The 20,602-nt window shown below is 54.6% G+C and carries 20 protein-coding genes and 1 riboswitch; of the genes, 5 read left to right on the forward strand and 15 right to left on the reverse strand.

Annotated features, from left to right (window positions below; genetic code table 11):
* Positions 1–16: 16 nt before the first annotated feature.
* Together U738_RS12750 and U738_RS12755 are read right to left on the reverse strand one after the other, a co-directional pair.
* A complete protein-coding gene (locus tag U738_RS12750) occupies positions 17–1,606 on the reverse strand; it encodes an ABC-F family ATPase (RefSeq protein WP_035581069.1) in 1,590 nt (529 codons plus the stop codon).
* Between the two features lie 96 nt (positions 1,607–1,702).
* A complete protein-coding gene (locus U738_RS12755) occupies positions 1,703–2,557 on the reverse strand; it encodes a sirohydrochlorin chelatase (protein ID WP_035581072.1) in 855 nt (284 codons plus the stop codon).
* Positions 2,558–2,638: 81 nt separating this feature from the next.
* On the opposite strand from U738_RS12755, the gene U738_RS12760 reads away from it, so the two are divergent.
* Positions 2,639–3,211: a gamma-glutamylcyclotransferase gene (locus U738_RS12760; protein ID WP_035581075.1), complete on the forward strand. Its 573-nt coding sequence runs from the start codon at positions 2,639–2,641 to the stop codon at positions 3,209–3,211.
* Positions 3,212–3,300: 89 nt separating this feature from the next.
* Here the strand turns inward: U738_RS12760 and U738_RS12765 are convergent, their stop codons facing one another.
* Together U738_RS12765 and U738_RS12770 are read right to left on the reverse strand one after the other, a co-directional pair.
* Complete coding sequence (locus U738_RS12765) at positions 3,301–3,597, reverse strand: YciI family protein (RefSeq protein ID WP_035581078.1); 297 nt, start codon at positions 3,595–3,597, stop codon at positions 3,301–3,303.
* A gap of 21 nt (positions 3,598–3,618) precedes the next feature.
* On the reverse strand, positions 3,619–3,912 hold the full coding sequence (locus tag U738_RS12770; protein WP_035583546.1) for a hypothetical protein: 294 nt from the start codon (positions 3,910–3,912) through the stop codon (positions 3,619–3,621).
* Positions 3,913–4,119: 207 nt separating this feature from the next.
* On the opposite strand from U738_RS12770, the gene U738_RS12775 reads away from it, so the two are divergent.
* Together U738_RS12775 and U738_RS12780 are read left to right on the forward strand one after the other, a co-directional pair.
* Positions 4,120–5,790, forward strand: a complete 1,671-nt coding sequence (locus U738_RS12775; protein WP_035581081.1) for an isovaleryl-CoA dehydrogenase — start codon at positions 4,120–4,122, stop codon at positions 5,788–5,790.
* A 90-nt stretch (positions 5,791–5,880) separates the two neighbouring features.
* Positions 5,881–5,988: riboswitch (glycine riboswitch) on the forward strand.
* 88 nt (positions 5,989–6,076) lie between these two features.
* Positions 6,077–7,426 (forward strand): D-amino acid dehydrogenase, encoded by a 1,350-nt coding sequence (locus tag U738_RS12780; RefSeq protein WP_327050256.1) that lies wholly within the window; start codon positions 6,077–6,079, stop codon positions 7,424–7,426.
* On the opposite strand, the gene relB is transcribed toward U738_RS12780, so the two are convergent.
* The 5 genes from relB to U738_RS12810 form a co-directional block, all read right to left on the reverse strand.
* Complete coding sequence (gene relB, locus U738_RS12785; protein WP_197671973.1) at positions 7,392–7,817, reverse strand: type II toxin-antitoxin system RelB family antitoxin; 426 nt, start codon at positions 7,815–7,817, stop codon at positions 7,392–7,394. The genes U738_RS12780 and relB overlap by 35 nt on opposite strands.
* A gap of 155 nt (positions 7,818–7,972) precedes the next feature.
* On the reverse strand, positions 7,973–8,740 hold the full coding sequence (locus tag U738_RS12795; protein ID WP_035581090.1) for an amino acid ABC transporter ATP-binding protein: 768 nt from the start codon (positions 8,738–8,740) through the stop codon (positions 7,973–7,975).
* Positions 8,733–9,398 carry an amino acid ABC transporter permease gene (locus U738_RS12800; protein WP_035581093.1) on the reverse strand — a complete coding sequence of 222 codons (666 nt, stop codon included), beginning with the start codon at positions 9,396–9,398 and terminating at the stop codon, positions 8,733–8,735. The genes U738_RS12795 and U738_RS12800 overlap by 8 nt, the downstream gene beginning before the upstream one ends.
* Before the next feature lie 22 nt (positions 9,399–9,420).
* The gene (locus tag U738_RS12805; RefSeq protein WP_022521643.1) at positions 9,421–10,062 is read right to left on the reverse strand and encodes an amino acid ABC transporter permease; all 642 of its coding nucleotides are present in this window, start codon (positions 10,060–10,062) and stop codon (positions 9,421–9,423) included.
* 77 nt (positions 10,063–10,139) lie between these two features.
* Positions 10,140–10,997, reverse strand: a complete 858-nt coding sequence (locus U738_RS12810) for a transporter substrate-binding domain-containing protein (protein WP_035581096.1) — start codon at positions 10,995–10,997, stop codon at positions 10,140–10,142.
* A gap of 350 nt (positions 10,998–11,347) precedes the next feature.
* On the opposite strand from U738_RS12810, the gene pdxR reads away from it, so the two are divergent.
* On the forward strand, positions 11,348–12,835 hold the full coding sequence (gene pdxR / locus U738_RS12815; RefSeq protein WP_035581099.1) for a MocR-like pyridoxine biosynthesis transcription factor PdxR: 1,488 nt from the start codon (positions 11,348–11,350) through the stop codon (positions 12,833–12,835).
* A 10-nt stretch (positions 12,836–12,845) separates the two neighbouring features.
* On the opposite strand, the gene U738_RS12820 is transcribed toward pdxR, so the two are convergent.
* Positions 12,846–14,192, reverse strand: a complete 1,347-nt coding sequence (locus tag U738_RS12820; protein ID WP_231896801.1) for an aspartate aminotransferase family protein — start codon at positions 14,190–14,192, stop codon at positions 12,846–12,848.
* A 221-nt stretch (positions 14,193–14,413) separates the two neighbouring features.
* On the opposite strand from U738_RS12820, the gene U738_RS12825 reads away from it, so the two are divergent.
* Positions 14,414–15,175 (forward strand): SDR family NAD(P)-dependent oxidoreductase, encoded by a 762-nt coding sequence (locus U738_RS12825; protein WP_035581104.1) that lies wholly within the window; start codon positions 14,414–14,416, stop codon positions 15,173–15,175.
* On the opposite strand, the gene U738_RS12830 is transcribed toward U738_RS12825, so the two are convergent.
* From U738_RS12830 to U738_RS12850, 5 genes are all read right to left on the reverse strand, one after another.
* Positions 15,172–16,110 carry a GGDEF domain-containing protein gene (locus U738_RS12830; RefSeq protein WP_035581107.1) on the reverse strand — a complete coding sequence of 313 codons (939 nt, stop codon included), beginning with the start codon at positions 16,108–16,110 and terminating at the stop codon, positions 15,172–15,174. The two genes, U738_RS12825 and U738_RS12830, sit on opposite strands and share 4 nt — an antisense overlap.
* 242 nt (positions 16,111–16,352) lie before the next feature.
* Complete coding sequence (locus tag U738_RS12835) at positions 16,353–17,228, reverse strand: NAD(P)-dependent oxidoreductase (RefSeq protein ID WP_035581110.1); 876 nt, start codon at positions 17,226–17,228, stop codon at positions 16,353–16,355.
* 28 nt (positions 17,229–17,256) lie between these two features.
* Positions 17,257–18,714 (reverse strand): aldehyde dehydrogenase family protein, encoded by a 1,458-nt coding sequence (locus U738_RS12840; RefSeq protein WP_186436862.1) that lies wholly within the window; start codon positions 18,712–18,714, stop codon positions 17,257–17,259.
* Positions 18,715–18,765: 51 nt separating this feature from the next.
* Positions 18,766–20,043 carry a TRAP transporter large permease gene (locus U738_RS12845; RefSeq protein ID WP_035581113.1) on the reverse strand — a complete coding sequence of 426 codons (1,278 nt, stop codon included), beginning with the start codon at positions 20,041–20,043 and terminating at the stop codon, positions 18,766–18,768.
* Complete coding sequence (locus U738_RS12850) at positions 20,040–20,594, reverse strand: TRAP transporter small permease (RefSeq protein ID WP_035581116.1); 555 nt, start codon at positions 20,592–20,594, stop codon at positions 20,040–20,042. The genes U738_RS12845 and U738_RS12850 overlap by 4 nt, the downstream gene beginning before the upstream one ends.
* Positions 20,595–20,602: the final 8 nt, after the last annotated feature.

The raw sequence follows: 20,602 nt of genomic DNA on the forward strand, positions 1-20,602 counted from the left end.
CTTAGCGATGCCTGGTTTATACGACTCCCTGGCTACGCAGGTAGTCATCGTAGCTGCCGCTGAAATCGATGATGCCCTCCGGCTGCATATCAATAATGCGCGTGGCTAGCGATGAAACGAACTCGCGGTCGTGGCTCACAAACAGCAGCGTGCCGGGGTAGTTCTCCAGGGCCAGGTTCAACGCCTCAATCGACTCCATATCCAGGTGGTTCGTCGGCTCATCCATCAGCATTACGTTGGGCTGAGTAAGGATTAACTTACCGAACAGCATGCGCCCCTGCTCGCCACCGGAAATGACCTTCACCGATTTACCAATATCGTCGCTGGAAAACAGCATCCGCCCCAGAGCACCGCGAACCACCTGCTCACCACCTTGAGTCCAGGCCGACATCCACTCAAAAAGCGTGGCGTCGACGGCAAAGTCGTCGCTGTGATCCTGAGCAAAAACACCCACCTCAGCGGCTTCGGTCCACTTCACTTCGCCAGCATCCGGGTGCAACTCGCCCGCCAGGGTTTTCAGCAGCGTTGTTTTGCCGATGCCGTTGGGGCCGATGATGGCAATGCGCTCACCGGCTTCCACGGTCATGGATAAACGTTCGAACAATGCCTTCTCGCCGTTATAAGCCTTGGTAATGCCATCCACATTAACGGCGTTGCGGTGGATCTTCTTGGCCTGATCAAAGCGGATAAAGGGACTGACCCGGCTTGAGGGCTTGATATCTTCCAGCTTGATTTTGTCGATTTGACGCGCCCTAGACGTGGCCTGTTTGGCCTTCGAGGCGTTAGCGGAGAAGCGGCTAACGAACTGCTGCAGCTCGGCAATCTGGGCTTTCTTCTTGGCGTTGTCCGAGTGCTGACGCTCTCGGACCGCGGTGGCGGCGGTCATGTAATCATCGTAGTTACCCGGGAACAGGGTAATTTCGCCGTAATCCAGATCCGCCATATGGGTGCAGACGCTGTTCAGGAAGTGACGGTCGTGGGAGATGATGATCATGGTGCTGCTGCGCGCTTTAAGAATATCTTCCAGCCAGCGGATAGTGTTGATATCCAGGTGGTTGGTAGGCTCATCCAGTAGCAGCACGTCCGGGTCTGAGAACAGCGCCTGAGCCAGCAGCACCCGTAGCTTCCAACCCGGTGAGACTTCGCTCATCGGGCCGGTGTGTTGCTCAATGGGAATCCCCAGGCCCAGTAACAGCTCCCCCGCGCGGGGTTCAGCCGTATAACCGTCGAGCTCGGCAAAGCGTACTTCCAAATCGGCGACGGCCATGCCGTCCTCTTCGCTCATCTCCGCCAGCGAATAAATACGTTCCCGTTCGGCCGCGACTGACCAGAGTTCTACATTGCCCATGATCACGGTATCGATCACCCGCTCATTTTCAAACGCGAACTGATCCTGACGCAGCTTACCCAACCGCGTACTGCTATCCAGCATCACCTGGCCGGAAGAGGGCTCCAAATCGCCACCGAGAATTTTCATAAAGGTGGATTTGCCACAGCCGTTCGCGCCGATCAGGCCGTAACGGTTGCCGTTATTGAATTTAACGGAGACATTTTCAAACAGGGGCTTGGCCCCAAACTGCATGGTGATATTGGCGGTTGCGATCACAAAAGGAGCCCGGTTAGCGTGTCATTAACAGTAATAGAAAGGCTCGCGATTCTACGCGCTATTGGGCGGGTATTCACCCATCAGACTTTAGTCATATCAGGCGATGGCCGGGATATCGAGCAGAAAGCGTTGATCATCAATCGCTTGGCGCAATCGCGAGTGTAAAATATCGACAATTCCGTGGTGCTCTCCCACCAGTTGGGTCGTGGTAACGGAGAGCCCTGGATGCTGCTGTTCAGCGGCGGCACAAATTTCGGCAATATCGCCGCCCTCCCCGGCGTGGCGCCCTGGTGAAAGAAACAGCATCGCCAGGATCACCGGGCCTGCCTTGAACTCGGGTGTCACTAGCAAGTTTTCCAGCAGCGGTTCGTTAAAGCGGTACTCATCGCCCTCGCGGCGCTCCATGGAGGCAGCGGCAACACAGGCGACGTCATCGCCAAGCAGTACACTAAGTTGCCCCGCCAGGCGGTTTCGTACGGCGGTGACTTCGGGAATCGGGCTACCGTGATCCACCAACGCCACGTGAGGCTTGGAACCTGGTCGAAGCTGGTCGCGCACGTTATCGGCCAGCAGGTGGGCCAAACGCAGGTCATTACCCCCGAACTCATCCACCAAGGGCTGGGCCACCCGCACCTTCACGTGGGGGAACCGCTCCTGCATAGTTGCCATGCGTTCAGGCAGGTAACCCGTCAGCGCTTTGCTGGGGCCGAAAAAGAACGGCAGGATAATGATTTCCGTTGCCCCCTGCTCGGCGCTGTGCTCTGCGGCGGGGCCAAGCGTTGTAGCGGGAATCCCCCCCACCTCTTCTGCGGGAATCTTATTAGAGTGCAGCAGCGAAGCCGCCTGCACGGTTTCACCAATAAGCTCGCTAAGCGAAGCCGCCACACGGCGTAAATTGAGCGTTGCCTGGGGCCGCAGGGAGCCATTATCGACCAGAAAAATCGCGCGCATGTCTGTCTCCCAAGTAATCGTCAATGACATGATAAGATGGACGTTGGAACAAATACGCCGAGAACATGATGCTTGATACTGATGTTTGACACCACTGCCTTAAATCAGCAAAGAAACTTCTTCGAGGGTCAGGCGGCTATATGGCTGTTTGGCTACGGCTCCCTGATTTGGAAGGCTGACTTTGCCTACTTGGAGCGCCGCCCGGCTTATATTCACGGCTGGGAGCGTCGATTTTGGCAGGCCTCCCACGACCACCGCGGCACCCCTGAAGCACCTGGCCGTGTGGCGACACTGGTTCGCGCCCAGGATTCGATTTGCCACGGCATGGCCTACCGCATTACCCCAGAAGTGCTGGCACCACTGGATGTGCGGGAGAAAAACGGTTATTTGCGGGAAAAAGTACCGCTGACCTTTGTTGATGACAATGGCAACGGGACAGAACAGAGTGAAGGGCTTATCTACTTGGCCAGCGATGATAACCCTGCCTTTCTGGGCGAGGCGCCGCTTGCCGAGATCGCTCAGCAAATTGCCAACGCCCATGGCCCCAGCGGCCCCAACCGCGAGTACTTAGTGAATCTAGCCATCGCGCTACGCGAGCTGGGCGCGGAAGATGCGCATATTTTTGCGCTAGAGCAGCAACTGAAGCATTTTTGATTCCACTAACCGATTTTTTACCTATGGGCATTTTTTATAACAATTTTATAAACAAACCCCAGGCTCGCTCGTCTTACTAGATAGAAGGGCTAAACAGAGGGGTCAAATAGTTTAACTTCGCGTATATCGACCTGTTCCCACACACGCTCAGTCATATAAGGCTCTTGCGCTAACCAAGCCTCTAAATCTTCTCGCGTAGTAAATCTGAAATGGGCATTTGAGCCAATCATTTTACCTTCATCGTTGAGAATCACCCCGCCACTGACGAAATTACCTGACCGATAGAGGGTACGTAGGCCTTCCAGGTGTGGCTCGCGACAAGCCAAGCGGCGGTCCAAGGCGCCCTCATCGGTGTAGTCGTAGGCGACCAATGCATATTGCTTCATTTACTACTCCTCTCTGTGTGCCTACATCATCAACCACGAAAGAATAAACAGCCCTAACACGGTACGCACAATACCGCCTAGCAGCGAGCCGCGCAGAAACGCGCGCAAACCGCCCCACAGGATCAGCAGTCCAATCACTAAGACGGCAATGCTGAAAAACGAATCGTTGATCCCCAAAGACCTAGTTAGGCCATCGATAAAATCACCAAACGCGCCAAAAAAATTGGTGAAAATACCTAACAGAAACTCAACCACCACACGGATGGCTTCGCCGATAGTCTGGCCGATTTCGTCAAAAAAGCCGTTTGCCTGCATCGCGTTTGCTTGCATTGATAGTACTCAATAATGAGAAGGATAAGCAGCATTGTCGGTTAAATACGCTGACTGAGCAAAGCAGCACAAAATCCCGCGCCCCTTGGCCTTCAATTTTTAGCGTCTTTCCTGCCAAGCAACTATCATAAGAACTATAAAACGTTCGTTTAAATAAACACAATTACCGTCGCTACGCGCTAGGTTATGACCATGACTCACCACTACCCGCTTGCCGACCAACTCCAAGCCAACACACACCGGGTGGAAAACCAGCCTCTCGCGCTGGAGAATTACAACAGCTACACAGCTGATCGTGCGCTTCTGGAAGGCGTTAAACGCGAAGGGGTTACTGACGACACCTCACTCAAGGCATTTGGTCAGTGGGCTGGCTCCGCCGAGGCGATTGCTTTGGGGTTTGACGCCAACCGCCATTCACCGCAGCTGGTAACCCATGACCGACAAGGCCATCGGGTCGATTTGATCGAGTTTCATCCGGCCTATCATCAGCTTATGCAAACGGCGGTAGAGCACGGCTTGCATGCTAGCCCTTGGCGAAACCCTCAGCCGGGCGCCCATGTTACGCGCGCCGCCAACTACTATCTCAACACTCAGGTGGAAGCGGCGCACGGCTGCCCGATCACCATGACATTTGCTGCCCTGCCTGCATTACGCCATCAGCCCAGCTTGCTTGAACAATGGGGTGATAAAATCACTGCGCCCCATTACGACCCACGCAACGTGCCCTATTTCGAAAAACAGGGCGTTACCCTCGGCATGGCGATGACCGAGAAGCAGGGTGGCTCCGATGTGCGGCTTAACACCACACGCGCCTACCCGATTGATCAAGGCGGTCCGGGTGGGGCTTTTGAGCTGGTGGGGCATAAGTGGTTTGTCTCCGCGCCGATGTGCGACGCTTTCCTGGTACTCGCCCAAGCGCCTGGCGGCTTGAGCTGTTTTTTGCTGCCACGCTGGCGGCCCGATGGCACTAAAAATCCGCTCCACATCCAGCAACTAAAACGCAAAATGGGCAACGTGGCGAATGCATCCAGTGAAACGGAACTGCGAGGCGCCTTTGCCTGGATGGTGGGCGATGAAGGCCGCGGTGTGCGCACCATTATTGAGATGGTGGCCATGACCCGCTACGACTGCATGATTGGCTCCGCGGCGGGGATGCGTCAGGCCACTGCCCAGGCAATTCACCATGCCTCTCATCGACATGCCTTCGGGGCACGCTTGAGCGAGCAGCCACTGATGCAAAACGTGCTCGCCGACCTGGCCATTGAGAGCGAAGCCGCGACTACCCTGATGCTGCGCATGGCCCGAGCGATGGATCAGCAAGACAACGAGCACGAGCGCTTGCTTGCTCGCATTGCCACGCCGGTCGGCAAGTACTGGATCTGTAAACGCACGCCCCATCACGCCTATGAAGCGATGGAAGTCATCGGCGGTAGCGGCGTCATGGAAACTCATATAATGCCGCGCCTATTCCGTGAATCGCCCATTAATGCCATTTGGGAAGGCAGTGGCAACGTTCAGTGCCTGGATATCCTACGCGCGATTGAAAAGCAGCCTGAAGTGCTCGATGCCTACTTCGCCGAACTTGCCAAAGCGCAAGGCGCCGACGGGCATCTTGACCGCTTTATTCACCACTTACAGCGGGCGATGCAGAATACCCAAGCGCTTCAATACCGCGCCCGCCAGTTGGCGGACAGCATGGCCCTGGCGTTACAGGGCGCCCTGCTGGTACAGCACGCCCCCTCCTATGTGGCCGATGCATTTTGCGCTGGGCGACTAGCTGAGCGCAGTGGTCTCAATACAGGCACGCTGCCCACCGGGCTGGATTGCGCGGCGATCATCGAGCGTGCTAAGCCCTTGGAATAAGCCCCGTGGAATAAGCGTTCACGACCTTAGTCGACTTCCATGCTAAAAATAGTCACGTTACAACTGACAGTGTTAAAGGCAATAAGTAACAAGGTAGTAGCGGGAGAGCTTGACGCATCTGACAGCTATCACGATGACGCCAGCGCCGAAGGAGCAACTGCCCCGGAAACTCTCAGGCAACCGGACCGCTATCACCCTCGCTTTCCGAAGAGCGGCTGATGACTGCGTCACTCAGCCCACCGAAGGAGCAAGCGCACCCAACGGGTGCGTGAATCTCTCAGGTTCCATGACGGAAGGGGTACGCCCAGCAGCTTACGCCGTTAGGTGGGATTCCCGACGCTCATACAATCTGGAGAGAGTTATGCAACGCATTGCCGTTATCGGTGGTGGTATTACCGGCATTACCAGCGCCTACGCCCTGGCTAAACGTGGCTATGACGTCACCGTCTTTGAAAAGCATCGCTACGCGGCGATGGAAACATCCTTTGCCAACGGCGGTCAGCTCTCGGCGTCAAACGCCGAAGTATGGAACCACTGGCCGACGGTAATCAAAGGCCTGCGCTGGATGCTGAGAAACGACGCACCGCTGCTAGTTAACCCCCGCCCAAGCTGGCACAAACTCAGTTGGTTTGGCGAATTTATCGCCTCAATCCCTCGCTACTCCGCCAACACCACCGAGACCGCACGGCTGGCCATTGCCGCACGCGAGCACCTGTTCCAGTGGGCGCAGGAAGAGCAGATCGATTTCGATTTAAAGCAGAAAGGTATTCTACATATCTATCGCGATAAAGCGGGCTATGAACACGCCGCCAAAGTATCGCAACTACTCAGCAAAGGCGGATTGGAGCGACAACCGGTGACGCCCGAAGAAATGCGCGCCATCGAACCCACCCTGGCGGGCAACTACTACGGTGGATTCTTCACCGAAAGCGACGCCACCGGTGATATTCATAAGTTTACCCATGGCCTAGCGCAAGCCGCTGAACGACGCGGCGTAACACTTAACTATGGCCACAACGTGCAGGATATCGGCGCGGATGAGCAGCACGCCTGGGTCACTGCCGATGATATTACCGATCTCGGTGGTGAACCGGTGCGCGAAACCTTTGATAGCGTAGTCGTATGCGCCGGGGTGGGCAGCCGTGCTCTGGCTGCCAAGCTAGGCGACCGGGTCAATATCTACCCGGTTAAAGGCTATTCGATTACCGTGCAGCTTGACGATGCTGCCTCTCAACAGGCCGCTCCAACGGTCAGCCTGCTGGATGATGAAACCAAGCTGGTCACCAGCCGCCTTGGGGATGAGCGCTTCCGCATCGCCGGTACCGCCGAATTTAACGGCTTTAATCGCGATATCCGCGACAACCGCATCCGCCCGCTAATCCGCTGGGTGGAAGAGTGCTTCCCGGGCGTCAGCACCCGCCGCGTGGTGCCCTGGGCAGGCTTACGCCCGATGCTGCCTAACATGCTACCCAAGGTTGGCCGCGGCAAGCTGCCCACCGTGTTCTACAACACCGGCCACGGCCACCTGGGCTGGACGCTCTCTGCGATTACCGCCGATATGCTGGCGGATGCGGTTCAAGCGTCTGCTAAAGAGGAACGAGCTAGGGATATTCCTGGCGTGCGTGCAGGACGTTAACTATCTCAATACAGCCTGATGCTAAACGGTAAACCACGATATAGTTGGGGTGGACCACGGCTTCACGCATACCGACAACTCGCCCTGGGCGGTACAAATAGGGATGCTGTGGTAGCGCCTCGGTCGCTTCTTCAATGGCTTGATAAAGTGCTTCGGCGGCGTAGGGATCGCCCACAACAACGATTCGCGGGCTTGGGGGCGCCACTCCACTAGCAGCATCGCGACGTTTAGCGATCAGTTCACGCATTTCACCCATCACGTCATCGTGGGGAATTGAAGGCCTGGGATCATCCAGGCTGGCTTGTACGCTCTCGCGGAACCAGCGTTGATAGCTGTCTGACTGCTCCTGCGTCTCAAATTCGCTGATGATCGGATCCAGTGGGGTGCTCATAAAGCGCCTCCTGTGTGTGTTTGAGTTAGTCTAGTGCAACGCAGCCCTCGCTGTCAGCCTAGATACCCAGTTAGCAATGTAAAACAGGCATCGAAACCAGGCGCTGATTTAAGTGATAGCTAAGTAGACTCAACTGGGAACAATACTTTACTTACTCACACCGCTGGCGCCTCGAGTTCCAGAAAGCGCCGTACCCGGTCAGTTTTAGGGTTCTCAAAGAACTCGCTTGGGTGGGATTTTTCAATAATGATGCCTTTATCGAGGAACACCACTTGATCGGAGACCGCCCGAGCAAACTCCATCTCGTGGGTCACCAGCACCATGGTGTAGCCCTCTTTGGAGAGGTCTTTGATGACCCCTAGCACTTCGCCGACCAGCTCCGGGTCTAACGCTGAAGTCGGCTCATCAAACAGCATCACCTTGGGCTGCATGGCGAGCGCCCGGGCAATCGCGACCCGTTGCTTCTGCCCGCCCGAAAGCGTGTAAGGGTACTGCTCGCGTTTGTCGGCCATACCGACTTTTTCGAGCAGCGCCATGGCCCGCTCTTCGGCCTCGGCATTACTTAAGCCCTGAACGTGAATAGGCGCCTCGGTGACATTACGCAGCACGCTTAAGTGGGGCCAGAGGTTAAAGCCCTGAAACACCATGCCTAAGCGCGCGCGCATACCCGCCAGCTCACGGCGCGACATCGATTTGCCGGTATCGCTAACGCCGATGCGGTCACCGTCGATACGAATATCGCCGCAGTCGGGCTGCTCGAGCCAGTTAATGCAGCGTAGCAGGGTAGATTTACCCGAGCCCGAGGAGCCTAAAATACTCACCACTTCACCGGGCTGCACTTCCAGCGATACATCACGCAGTACCTCAGTGCCATCAAAGCTTTTGGAGAGGTTACGAATACTAACAGCGGCGGTCTCAGGCATTTTCGAATCCTCGCTTGGCGCCAAAACGGCCAATCATTTTGATAAACAGTTCTAAACCAATACTGATCAGCCAGTAGAAGCCAATCACCACGATGAAAGCTTCCATGGGAATGAAGTAGGTACTCGACAGGCTGCTCGCCGCCGCGGTGAGTTCGCGCACGGTGATAATCACCAGAAAGGCGGTGTCTTTGAGCAGGATAATCAGTTGATTGCCCAGCAAGCCGCGGGTTTTTAATATCAGTTGCGGCAAGATAATGCGCATAAACATTTTAGTCTGAGAAAACCCTTGGGCGATGGCTGCTTCTACTTGACCTTGGGCAAAAGTAGCGCGGCAACCACGTAGAATTTCTGCAAAGTAAGCGCCGTGGTAAATCACCAGGGCAATAATACCGGCCGTCCAGGCGCTCATACGAATGCCTGCGCTGGGTAAACCGTAATAGAGCAGATACGCCAGTATCAAAAACGGCAACATGCGCATGCCATCAATAAAGATCCGCAGCGGAATCTTCATACGCGGGCGAGATCCTTCCAACAAGAACACCATGCTGCTGCCCATTAAAAAAGCTAGCACGGCGGATAAACCAAACAGTTTTAAGGTGTTATAAAAACCACTAAAAAACACATCGTAAGATGACCAAAGAATTTCCCAGTTGCTCATAGAGACTCCCTAAACGACCACCTTAGACGGCCAGCCGGCTGGCTTTGCGCTCAGCCACACGTTGAAACCACACCAACAGACTGATAATCAGCATATACAGCGCCGCAGCCGCTAAAATGGGTGGCAGTGGGTCGTAGGTAACCGCTGAAATACGGTTGGTCACACGGGTAAGGTCGACCACGCCGATGACGGCAATGGCGGGACTGCCTTTGATTAGGAACGACATCTCGTTGACCAAGCCCGGCAGGCTGGTAATGGTAATTTGTGGCAGCATGATGCGGCGGAAATAGACCCATGGGGTCATGCCAATCGCCAGCGCAGCTTCGCGCTGCTCTTTGGAGAAGTTGTTGAACGCAGAGCGCCAAATTTCGGCGTTAAAGGCAGTGGTATTGAGGGTTAGCGCAATAATACCGGCCACATTGCGGTTGAGGTTAACACCCATGGTCGGCGCGGTTAAGAAGATAAACAGCACCAGCGTCACCAGCGGCGTTGCCCGCGCCAGGCTAATGTAGACGCCTAGCAATTGATGCAAAACGGGGATTTTTGCCACCCTAAGCAATGCAATCAAAAGCCCCATTACCACACCGATGGCAATGGAGATGCCGGATATCCACAGCGTTGTCCAGGCACCCTGAATGAGAAGTCCCCATGCGCTACTGTCCATGCTCACTCACCCCCTGATTCGCTTGATTGGATAGCAGCCGCCCGGCTAATGCCCAGGCGGCTGGCGAAGGTGATGGCTTACATACCGGCCATTTCGTGGAACTCTTCCACTGAGGTGATCGGCGTTGTCGGTAGGTCGTCAAAGGACTCGCCAAACCATTTTTCCTGCAGCTCGGCCAAGCGGCCGGAATCACGCAGGTGGCTCATAAAGTCAGTGATATAGGCCAGCAGTTCGGGACTATCTTTACGCATCGGCCAAGCCACATAGCCTGGGCCGGAGACGGCTTGGCCTGCTTCGAATACGTCAGGACGCTCACTGATCAGATCATTTACCGGCACAATGGAGTTGATAACGTAATCAACACGGCCATTGGCGAGATCGGCGTAGATTTCTGGATAGGCTTCATACTGCATGACCTCGCCCAGTTCGCCACCGCTCTCTTCCAGCATGACTTCCAGCTCTGGCAGGCGCGATAGCAGTGCGCTACCTGCTTGAACGCCTAGCGTCATACCGCTTAAATCTTCAACGCTATTGATACGGTCATCGCCCGCCCGCTTAATGTAAAAGTGCTGGGCAGAGGCAAACGGCGGCGCGTAATTAAACACCCGCAGGCGCTCATCGGTCACCGACGCGCCGGTCAGTGCCATGTCGTACTGGCCCGACGAAACCGACGCGAGCAGCCCTGTCCAGGGCAGAATATCCTGGCGGATTTCGAAGTCAGCGTACTCCTCCAGTTCAATCAATATATCTTTGATAAAGCCATCCGGGTCGCTGCCACTCATAAAGTTAAACGGCGCGTAATTATCTTCGGTGGCCACGGTCATGTAACCACGGCTCTCGATTTCCTCTAAATCCGCAGCGCTCACGGTCAGTGGAACGCTTATAGCCAGTGCTCCCATGCTCAACACTGAGGCTAATGCCATTATTTTTTTCATCGTCCGTTACTCCCTAAGTTTTCAAAACTTGTGCTTTTAAAACCTATGCTTTTAAAACCTATGCTTTTAAAACCTGTGCTTTCAAAACCTGGCTTTCAAAAAGAGTGGTCAAAACATCACTCGCCTATTTTCGTCAGCCCTATTGCCGTCAGCGATGCTACTGCCAACGCTGCGGCGACGTTTTGGCGATTTGCAGAAGCTGATTCACCCTAGATTTTTATCATCGCTGGGATTAGAGCCAGTTAGCGTAAATTAAAAGGACAGCTGCGAATCAGAAAACTGGCATGAAAGATGCACTGCAGTAATGGTATACCGCCTATTGATAAGGCAAGAAATCATAGGAGTGCTGGATGACAACGCTGTGTCTTGAGGTCGACCCTAACGCTGCCCCCTGCCTGCAAGAACAGCTGCGTAAAACGCTGTTAGAAGCCATTCGCATGGGCAGCTTACCCACCGATGACGCACTCCCCTCCTGCCGCAAGCTTTCCCAACAGCTGGGTATTTCGCGCAATACGGTAGCGATTGTTTACGAAAAACTGGTCGAAGACGGCTACCTGATCAGTCGCCCTCGTAGCGGTTATTACTTACACCCTGATTATAATGAGCCTCAATCAGCGCTTAATGCCTCTTTAACCGCGATCACTGAGAGCAGTAGCGCCTCAACCGCTGCACCAAACTGGCACAAACGCATTTCCCAGCGCCCTACTAACTACCAAGGCATTCTTAAACCCGGCAATTGGTCAGAGTATGCCTATCCGTTTATTTATGGTCAGTTAGATACGCGCCTCTTCCCACTCGCTCAATGGCGCGATGTGTCCCGGCGTTTATTAAGCTCCCAGCGCGATAAACCGTGGCTGCGCGACCGCATTGATCAGGATGACCCTTTACTCATTGAGCAACTGCGTAAGCGTATTTTGCCTCGTCGAGGTATTTTTGCCCGACCGGAAGAGATACTGATCACCATGGGAACGCAAAATGCGCTCTATTTGATTGCGCAACTGCTTTGCCATCGGGGGACGAGCGTGGCCCTGGAGTCCCCGGGTTATCGCGAGGCGATGAACGTATTTGCCCAGCGCGGCGCTAGTCTGCAGTTCCAAACTGTGGATGCAGACGGCATGCGCCTGGAAGGGTCTCAGCAGTGTGACTATCTGTATGTGATGCCCAGCCACCAAGTTCCCACGGGCGTGACCATGAGCCGCGAGCGACGCGAGGCGCTATTGGCCCAACTCCCCTACCGCGACCAAATCGTGATTGAGGATGACTACGACGCCGAGATTCACGGCGACCAGTTTGCGCTGCCAGCGCTGAAAGCCAGTGCGCAGAGCGCGCGGATTATCTACATGGGCAGCTTATCCAAGGCGCTTTCGCCTGGGCTGCGCATGGGTTACGTAGTGGCAGATGCAGAGTTAATTGACGAGCTGCGGGCGCTACGCCGCATGATGTATCGCCACCCGCCCGCGGCGTTGCAGCACCAACTGGCGCAGTTTATTTCTCAAGGTTATTACGAGCGCTATCTCAAACTGCATGTGGAAGAGATAGACCAGCGCCGGGATGCCATGCGACTCGCCATTGAACAGGCCTTGCCTGGCTGCCAGAGCCACAGCAGCAATCGTTCAAGCGCCTTCTGGATGGAAGCAGACGCCAGCATCGATACCCAGCGGCTGGCCTGGCATGCCGCTCAACGTGGAGTGTTGATTGAACCCGGTTTTCAACACTTCTTCGATGCCGCCCCGCCACGGCGCTTTTTCCGTTTGGGGTTTGGCGCCATCGAAAGGGAGCGTATCGACCCAGGCATACAGCGCCTGGGCCTCGCTTACGATAACGCTTTAAGTACTTAAGCAATTATTATCAGCTAGATAAAGCGTAGCTTTCAAAAACACGTTCAAGAATTGCCAAGCCCTCTTCGATCTCCGCTGCTGACACAATGCACGGCGGCACAACATGAATGCGGTTTTCGACGGTAAACACCAGCAAGCCTTGCTCCATCAGCTGTTGTTTTAGTTTTAGCACTTCCGCTCCAGGCATAGGCGTTTTGCGTACTGGGTCGCTGACCAGCTCCAAAGCGTGAAATACGCCCAAGCCACGCCAATCGCCGATCACCGCATGGCGCTCGGCAAGCTGCTGTAACCCTTCCGCTAACAGGCCGTTCCCGATCTTATCGGCATTTTCAACGATGCCCTCTTCTTCCATGGCGTCCAGGGTCGCGACTATCGCCGCCATTGCCAACGGATGACCGGAATAGGTTAGGCCGCCGACAAAAAAGTGGTCATCGAAGTAGTCTGAAATAGGTGCTGAAATAATCACCCCACCGGCAGGTACGTAGCCTGAGTTGACCCCTTTGGCAAAAACAATCAAATCCGGCGCCATATCGTAATGTTCAAAGGCGAACCAGCGCCCCGTACGCCCGAAACCTGCCATCACTTCATCGAGAATCAACACAATGCCAAACTCATCGGCCAGCCTTCTAACGCCCTGTAGGTAGGCCTTGGGAGGCAATAGCACCCCTGCGGTACCGGGAATGGTTTCGAGCAGAATGGCCGCGACGGCGTTGGCGCCTTCGCACTCAATCACCCGACGCAAATGGGTCAATGCCCGCTCACACTCTTCATCCTCGTCCCGCGCCCAGAACTCACTGCGATAGAGGTAAGGGTTAAAGAAGTGTACGTGCCCGCTGGCATACTCATTGGGCACACGTCGCCAGTCACCGGTCGCGGCAATCGCTGAACCGGTATTGCCATGATAGGAGCGGTAGGCAGAGAGTATTTTGCTGCGCCCGGTATAAAGGCGCGCCATGCGAATGGCATTTTCATTGGCATCGGCCCCGGCATTAGTGAAAAACACCTTACTGAAACCAGCAGGTGCTTTGGCAATAATCCGTTTGGCGGCCTCACCGCGGGCTAAATTGGCATGCGCCGGGGCAATAGTACATAGGCTAGCGGCCTGGGCTTGAATCGCACTCACCACTTTAGGATGCTGATGGCCGATGTTGGTATTAACGAGCTGGCTACTAAAATCCAAATACGAATGTCCCGCATAGTCCCAAACGCGGCAACCTTCAGCACCCGCAATGACCATGGGGTCTAAACTGCCTTGCTGGGCCCAGGAATGGAACACATACTGACGATCCAAGCCGTGTACATAGCGGTTATCTACATCACGGGTGGGTGGATAAGAAGCAGCAATAGTGGCATTCATAGCAGGCACCCTGTTTTAATCCATTAGGAAATAGTGTGCTTGCCAGCCTAGTGAGTTTGATCCTTGAGGCTGTAGGGCCAGTCGCAACACATCAACGGGACAGACAATGTCACATCGGCTGTTGTTAACTGGCCCTAATGGCTTGAGCCAACGTTGCTTACAGTGAAACAAGCATGGGCAATGTCGCCCTATTAAGCATTAACTAACATGGAGATAGTGCAATGCCTAGCGTACTTATCACGGGAGCTACTTCGGGGTTTGGTAAAGCGGCAGCGCAGCGCTTTGCCAAAGCAGGTTGGTCGTTAATTCTAACGGGCCGTCGTGAAGAGCGCCTAAAAGCATTAGAGGAAGAGCTTTCCAAACAAGTGCCTGTGCTAACGTTAGCCCTCGATGTACGCGATAGTGATGCAGTCACTGACGCCATTAGCCACCTGCCGGAAAGCTTCCTGCCACTGACGTGTTTGATCAACAATGCGGGCTTGGCCCTGGCACCGGAACCGGCGCAAAAGGTGGCGCTGGAAGATTGGCACACGATGATTGATACCAATATAACGGGCTTGGTCAACGTCACTCACGCGGCGTTGCCACTGCTACTCAAAACGGGTAAAGGCGCCAGCATTCTTAATCTTGGCTCGGTGGCGGGACAGTGGCCGTACCCAGGCGGGCACGTTTATGGCGCATCGAAAGCCTTTGTGCAGCAGTTCAGCTATAACCTACGCTGCGACCTGTTAGGTACCGGTGTGCGCGTCACCGATCTTGCCCCCGGCATGGCCGAAACCGAGTTCACACTGGTTAGAACCAAAGGCAACCAGGCCGCTTCCGATGCGCTTTACCGAGGCACCACGCCACTCCAGGCGGAAGATATTGCCGAGCAACTTTACTACTTGGCTACGCTTCCCGACCATATCAACATCAATCGTTTAGAAATTATGACCGTTCGTCAGGCGTGGTCACCGTTCGCGATCGATCGCGACCAAGATTAAGCTTGCTTAACAGCGGGTAATAAGCCCCCCGTTGACACTTGATCACGCCCTTCCTCTTTCGCGAGGTAAAGGGCGTTATCCACTCGCTTCATGACGTTTTTAATCGTTTCTTGCGAATAAACCTCCACAACACCAAAGCTGGCCGTAACACCGCCTTGAATAGGGAAGTCGGTATGTTTGATGGCGGCGCGAACTTTTTCGGCGAGCCGCACGGCCTGCTCAAGGGAGGTTTCAGGGGCTAGTAACATAAACTCTTCCCCGCCCCAGCGTGCGCAACAATCCGCTTTACGTAGATTGCGCTTAAGCAAATGGGCAAGCTCAACCAGCACTTGGTCACCGATATCGTGGCCATAGCTATCGTTAATGTTTTTAAAGAAATCGATATCCAGCATGATCAAAGAGAGTGGTCGAGCGTAGCGGCATTGGCGGTTGACCTCGCTTTTCAGTACCGCATCAAACTGTGACCTGTTAACTAGCCCCGTTAGCATATCGGTGGTTGCTAGCCGTTCAAGCTGCGCCTCTTTTTCCATCTGCTCGGTCACATCGCGCTGGGTTAACACTAGCGTAATGGCGTCATTGTGGCGCACACCCATCGCCGTAATTCGCCATTCAACATATCGACGCGATCCATCGTGACGGCGGTTGACTTCAAGCCCACCAATGCCCTCGAAAAAACTTTCCGCATCATTGAGCAAGGGATTCAGCGCGTCGTGCAGTTGGTCAACAATTTGCCGGTTGGCTGCCTCTTGCTGAACGATAATGGGCGCCGCTCCCAGCCACTCTTCACGACTGCCACCCCATAACCGCTGATAGTCGGTATTAACGTCGACAATATGAACCCCAGGAGAGCTTCCTTGAACGCTGAGGATTGCCACCGCATGGCCTGGCTCCTCACCATCGGCGTCCTGCCCTGGTCTCGCATAGTGCTGATACATGCTATTTACTCATCCTTGTAAAATAGTCGTACGGTCATGGTGCTACTCTTTAGCAGTGACACTGTCAGGCATCAGCACCGTTAGCTCCTCTGAGCGGGTACCCACATTTGCCAACACAGGTAGGTTGCTTTACTGCCCCTAAATTACCGAGATTACAATATTGCTTACTAACTGCTTACACAAAGTAGGTTATGCAGCGCAAAAAAACAAATGAACCACAACGCAGTTTACTCTCAACCTCTTTAACGCCGCTTTTCCAACACACCGATCACTTCGGGCACAGCCAGCGTAGCGTCATCAATAGAGGTATACAGCGCATGTACTGCGCCGGCCACACCGCGCTCCACGCCTAACTCATTAGTCATGGTGTGATAGTAACCCAGATCTTTACTGGCATTGGCGACGGTAAACCTGAAACCTGAAGGATCGTTTTCAGCAATATAGGGACGCAGGCGTTCTAACACTACCCCACCGCCACCACCGGCCCCCAGCACCTCTAACAGTGCGGTATCGCTGATGCCTGCTTTGCGAGATGTCGCCGTGGCTTCGGCCAAGACCGCCGAAAAACCTAACGACACAAAGTTGTGCAGGAGCTTAAGGGTATGCCCCGCACCCACATCGCCCGCATGGGCAATATTTTCGGCAAAACCCTGTAACAACGGCAGCGTTTCATCAAATAACGCCTTCGGCGCGCCGACAATCAAGTTGAGCCGCCCCTCCGCTGCCTCTTTCGGCGTGCGCGTCATTGCCGCGTCCATAAAGCGCCCGCCAGCCTCCGTGACTCTAGCAGCGACTTTTTCGGTTGAACTGGGCAAGGCGGTGGAGCAATCCACCACGACACAACCAGGCTTTAACCCTTCTAATACGCCATTGGGTTCAAACAGCACGGCTTCTACCTGGGGCGAGCCAGTGACGCACAAGATGACTACCTCCACGTTTTGTGCGACTTCTCGCCCCGAACTTAGCACGGTGGCACCGGCTGCTAACAAGTCATCCACCGGCTGATTGCCTGGGTGCTCAAGAAAGCTGATCTGATGGCCTGCGCGAAGCAGACTGCTGGCAATCCCATGGCCCATCAAACCCACACCGACGATGCCTACTTGGCGTGATGTTGTCATTGTTATCTCCTTACATGTGAAGCATCCGTTAATGTTTAATAGCGATAGTTTTAATACGTGTGTAGCTACGCAGACCTTCAAAGCCCTTCTCACGACCATGGCCGGAGCGACCAACACCGCCAAAAGGTAGTTCAACACCACCGGCAGCACCGTAGTTGTTGATAAATACCTGGCCGCTACGAATACCTTTGGCTAGGCGTAGCTGACGCCCGCCATCCTGTGTCCAAATGCCTGCACACAGACCAAAATCGGTAGCATTGGCGAGCTCCAGCGCTTCCGCTTCATCGTCAAACACCTGCACAACTAGCACCGGGCCAAACAGTTCTTCACGTAAAACCTCGTGCCCTTCGGGTATATCGGTTAGCAGTTGAGGGAGCACGAAGTGTCCACCCGTAGGTGCGCTTGGCGCTAACTGGCCTTTTGCTGCTAAGCGTATACCATCGGCTTCTGCGGCCGCCAAGCGCGCTTCCAACTTGGCTTTTTGACGCGCATTAATCAGCGGGCCGCAGTCGGCATCCGCTTCGCCCGCATCACAGCGCAGAGCGGTGAAGCGCTCGCAGAGGTTAGCGACCACGCTAGCGGCGATTTCACGCTGCACCAGCAGGCGGCTACCCGCGGAGCAAGTCTGCCCGGCGTTTTGAATAATCCCACGCACCACTGCCGGGAGCGCTGCCGATAAATCCGCATCGGCAAACACGAGCTGGGGGGACTTACCGCCCAGCTCTAACGTCACCGGCACATGGTGCTGCGCAGCCGCTTGGGCAACATGGGTTCCCGTTTCTGGCGAGCCGGTAAACGAGAGATGATCAATCTGAGGATGGGCGGCAAGCGCGGCGCCCGCTTCATAACCAAGCCCAGGCACCACGTTAAGCGCACCGTCAGGCAGGCCATGGCTCACGGCTAATTCCGCTAAACGCAGTACGCTCAAACAGGCATCTTCAGCGGGTTTTAGTACTATGGTATTGCCCGCCGCTAATGCCGCCGCCACGCAGCGGCCAAATATTTGCGATGGGTAGTTCCAGGGAATAATTTGCGCGCATACGCCGTAGGGCTCGCGCAGTGTCATCACCGCAAAATCGTTTTCAAAAGGAATGGTTTCTCCGTGCAGCTTATCCGCCGCACCGCCATAAAAACGGAAGTAGCGGGCGCAGGCAGTAATATCGCCCTTGGCCTGGGTCATCGGCTTGCCGGTATCCGCACACTCAAGCTGCGCCAGTTGCTCATGGTGCGCCTCAATCACATCGGCAAAGCGCAGCAGCCATTCGCTGCGCTGCCGGGCAGACCTACTGGCCCATTCACCAAGCTGACCAGAAAATGCCTGCCGGGCTGCCTGTACTGCGGCATCTACGTCTTCAGCTTGGCTGCGCGCAATACGCGCCAAGGGTTCACCCGTGGCAGGTGCCTCTACCTGTAGGGTAGCGACCGTTGCTATCCACTCTCCACCGATCAGCGCTTGCTGCGGTGGCAAGGCCATTGAATACGACATTTCACGCTCCTTTTATTGTCATTGTTGAGTTCACTTAAAATAACGCCGTACCTAACCGTAGAAGGTATTCACCAGTCCCATGGAGATCCATGGCATATAGGTAATCGCCATCAAACACGCGAGTACGACCAGTACAAAGCGCACCAACCATGGCAGCATTTGATCAATCGATATTTTGGCGACGGCACAGGCAGCAAACAGATTCACGCCCAGCGGCGGGGTAATCATGCCAAGCGCCAGGTTAACGACCATTACCAGGCCAAAATGGACGGGGTGAATACCAAACTGAATGGCTATAGGCGTCAGGATCGGTGCCAGCACCAAAATCGCCGCAGAGGTTTCGATAAACATACCAACGATCAGCAGCAGTGCATTGACCACCAGCAGAAACATAATGGGGTCATTGATCGTGTTGGTAACCAAGGTAGCGATTTGCGCTGGTAGCCCCGTGCGACTGAGCAGAAAACTAAATAGTGAGGCGGCGGCAATAATCAACATAACGGCGGCAGTCGAAATCACGCTCTGGCGCAGAATCGGCCATATGTCATCTAGCTTCAGCTCACGGTAGTAGAAACCACCGACGATTAGGGCAAAAAATACCGCCACGGCGGAGGCTTCGGTGGGGGTAAATATCCCACCATAGATACCGCCGATAACGACCACAGGCATCAGCATAGCGACCCAGGCTCGCTTTACCGAGACCATAAAGCCGGTGCTGTCTTTATAGTCGTCTTTGCCGTAGCCCCGCACCTTACAAAATAGATACAGGAAGATAATCAGCGCGCTGCCAATCAATATGCCAGGGCCAATGCCTGCGAGAAAAAGCTGGCCAATGGAGGTATCGGTACTCACGCCATACAGAATCAGCGGAATTGAAGGTGGAATAAGCACGCCCAGTTCAGCGGATGATGCCTGTATAGAGGCTGCCAGCGGTTTTGGATAACCATGCTTCACCATGGCCGGAATCAAAATGGCGCCAATCGCAAAGGTAGTCGCCACGCTGGAACCGGACACCGCCGCAAACATCATGCAGGTAAGTACGCAGGACATAGCTAGCCCGCCCTGCACACGGCCAACGATGGATTTTGCTAAGTCCACCAAACGCTGAGATATCCCTCCTGCTGCCATCAAGTTACCGGCAAGGATAAAAAACGGAATCGCCATCAGCGGAAATTTATCGATGCCAATAAACATCTGTTGCGGCACCAACAGCAGCGGCAGGCGGGTAAAGAATTCGATGCCGATAATCGACGCTAGAATAATTGAAATCGCGATTGGAACGCCGAAGGTAAACAGAATAATCAGCGATAGGCCAATAACCATATTCATGGCTTCGCTCCTCCTTCAGGTAACTGCCCATCTTGGGCTTCTGGCGCTATTTCGCTGTTCTCCGGCCCCACTTTTTCTCTTCCGCTGAGCTGCGACAGTAAGCGCGCCATCACTGCCACAATGGCAAAGCATGACCCCATTGGGATTGCGGCATACGCCCATGCCATCGAAATATTCATCCCGGACATGGTTTGATTACTCACCCGCAGGGTCATTTGAATGCCGTAGTGGATCAGCACGCCGAGAACCAGCAGGCAACACAGTACAATCGCTATTTCGAGCAATGTTAGAAACCGCGCTGGCACGACTTTATAGACGACTTCCACCGCCATCATATAGCCGCCCCTAAAAGTGGCGGCGGCGGCCATAAATACGCACCAGATCATCGCTGCACGGGAGGCAACTTCTGTCCAGGTAGAGGGGGCATTAAACACAAAACGGGTGAGCACCTGATAAAAACTGAGCGTCACTGATATTGCCAACATCGCCACGGCGATCAGCATCGCAAGCCGGGTTAACTGGTGCTCAAAACGAAGAAATACCGCTAGCATAAGAATTC

Source organism: Halomonas sp. TG39a, from assembly GCF_000744395.1.
GTDB classification, from domain to species: Bacteria; Pseudomonadota; Gammaproteobacteria; order Pseudomonadales; family Halomonadaceae; genus Vreelandella; species Vreelandella ventosae_B.